Source organism: Skermanella sp., assembly GCF_059503625.1.
In genome coordinates this window covers 1-2,127 of record NZ_JCACHA010000513.1, presented here as the reverse complement: position 1 = coordinate 2,127, position 2,127 = coordinate 1, and the positions used below count along the sequence as shown (strand labels likewise).

Below are 2,127 nucleotides of genomic sequence, written 5' to 3'. Positions count from 1 at the left end.
CCGATGGTTTTCAGATTGATGCCGGCGTTGTCTCTGGTCCCTCTCCATCCGGCGTGTCCAGCCAGGAACGATCGCGGTAGCACTTGTTGATGTCCAAAACGACATGTCTGTTTTCCTGCAACCCTGACACCCTGATCCTGGACTTACTCAATGGCCAACCTGATCGAGATCCGGAACAGAACCGTCGTCAATAACGAAGACCTGAGTGACGCTTACCTTCCCATCAACACCCCACTCGACCGTCCCGACGGGCACTACATCGCGATCGGCATGGATGTGGAAGGTCCGTTCAGCCAGGATGAGGCGCGCGACCGCCTCAATCACCTGAAGAAGGCCACTCGCGTGGAACTGGAGGATGAGGACCGCCGGAAACAGGAGAACTGAGTTCTCTGTACGGTCATTGAGTACCCTTGGGGAATGACGCCGGGGAGCCACCCGATCTCGCGCGAGATCGGGTGGCACGCATGACCACCGTTATGGCCTGATAGCCTGGATAGGAGGTCCCCAACGCATCGAGGTGCCTCGCTATCAGCGTTGAAGGCAGTCCCAGGAACCTCCTCTTTCTGTGGAACTTATTGCGTCCTGTTGGTCGAAGGCGGATAATCGAGAACCATCCGGAGGGGATGAAGCGATGAAAAACCTTCTGATCCCGATCGAGGAAAGCGAGCTTTTGCCATCGGTCCTGCAGTCGGCCGTGCTGGTGGCGCGCCGGTTCGGCAGCTACCTGGAAGGGCTGCACGTCCGCCCTGACTTCGCCGGCAGCATCGCGGCGAGCGGCATGGGAGCGCCCTATGTGATCGAGGAGTTCCGGCGCGAGGACTGGGAGGCTATCCAGCGAGCGCACAGAACCTTCGAGGTCTATCTGCGCGAGCGCCGGATCCCAGTCGACACCGGCGCCGAGGCGGGCGGTCCGTGGGCAGCCTTCCGAGCCGAGGCGCCGCCGGGTGACGAATTCATCGGCCAGCATGCCCGGCTGTTCGACCTGACGGTCATGGGCCAGCCATCCCGCGGCGCCGCCGCGCCGCGCATGGCTATGCTGGAAACCCTTCTGTTCGACAGCGGCCGTCCGGTCCTCGTGGCTCCACCCACAACGCCCTCGCAGATTGGCAGGACGATCGTGATTGCCTGGAACGCCAGCACCGAGACGGCACGCACGGTTGCCTTTGCCCGCCCGCTGCTCGAGCAGGCTGACCGGGTCGTTGTGTTGACAGTTGAGGGTGGCTTGGTCGCCGGCCCGTCCGGGGACGAGATGGCCAGCTCTCTGATGCGGGCCGCGATCCCGGCACAGGCCCTTCATGTTCCGCAGCGCCGCGGCACTGGTGAAACCATTCTGGAGCAGACCCATAAGCTGGGCGGTGATCTCTTGATCAAGGGCGCCTATACTCAGAGCCGGTTGCGCCAGATGATATTGGGCGGGGCCACCAGTCACATCTTGGCCATGGCCAGCGTGCCGGTTCTCATGGCCCATTGAGGCGACACCGGTGCGCCAACCGCTTGAGAAAATCCTTATTTCCGGATGCCAGCGGCTGATGATTGAGGGTAGAAGGCCGGATCCTGCCGCAGGCCGATGACGACACCGCTGTCGATTACACGACCCCGCATGTGGCGCGGGGAATTCGAACGTTTCTGCGGGAGGCGACGAGGAATATGGCCTGATATCGTGGTGTTGGTCGCAGTGTCGATGATCGACCTCTGCCGCGCACCATAGGGAGAACTACGGAGGATGAGATGGCGCTTTACATGCTGCTCTTCGACCGGCCTGCCGATCTTGATGCCACCGGATACCGGGAGCGTTCCAGGAGCTGGATCGCCGAGCTGGTCAGACTGGATGGTTTCCAGGAATTCTCCGCTCACTGGAACGCGCTCGACGTGTCGCCGAACACCATGGTCCTGATCAGGCTTGTGTCGGCGGAGGCTGCGGCCAGCGCGCTGACCAATCCGGCGATTACCGGGATGTTCGAGGACATGAGGCGACATGGATGCCGCAACATCGCAGCTCATGCCTTCAGGAGTTCCGAGATCGCTCCGGATCCGATTATCCGGTAGCAGGGTGATCTGACGGGACGAAGTCGATCCAGGCAACGTTTTCATCCTGCCTGGGCTTCAGCAAACCCTTTGAAGCCCAGG

Annotated in this window: 3 protein-coding genes; all 3 read left to right on the top strand. The window is 61.6% G+C overall.

The window, feature by feature from the left end:
* Positions 1-150 precede the first annotated feature (150 nt).
* Complete coding sequence (locus AC5JJ6_RS11010) at positions 151-384, top strand: hypothetical protein (protein ID WP_496042074.1); 234 nt, start codon at positions 151-153, stop codon at positions 382-384.
* Positions 385-631: 247 nt separating this feature from the next.
* Positions 632-1,471, top strand: a complete 840-nt coding sequence (locus tag AC5JJ6_RS11005) for a hypothetical protein (RefSeq protein ID WP_496042073.1) — start codon at positions 632-634, stop codon at positions 1,469-1,471.
* Between the two features lie 257 nt (positions 1,472-1,728).
* Positions 1,729-2,046: a hypothetical protein gene (locus AC5JJ6_RS11000; protein ID WP_496042072.1), complete on the top strand. Its 318-nt coding sequence runs from the start codon at positions 1,729-1,731 to the stop codon at positions 2,044-2,046.
* Positions 2,047-2,127 lie beyond the last annotated feature (81 nt).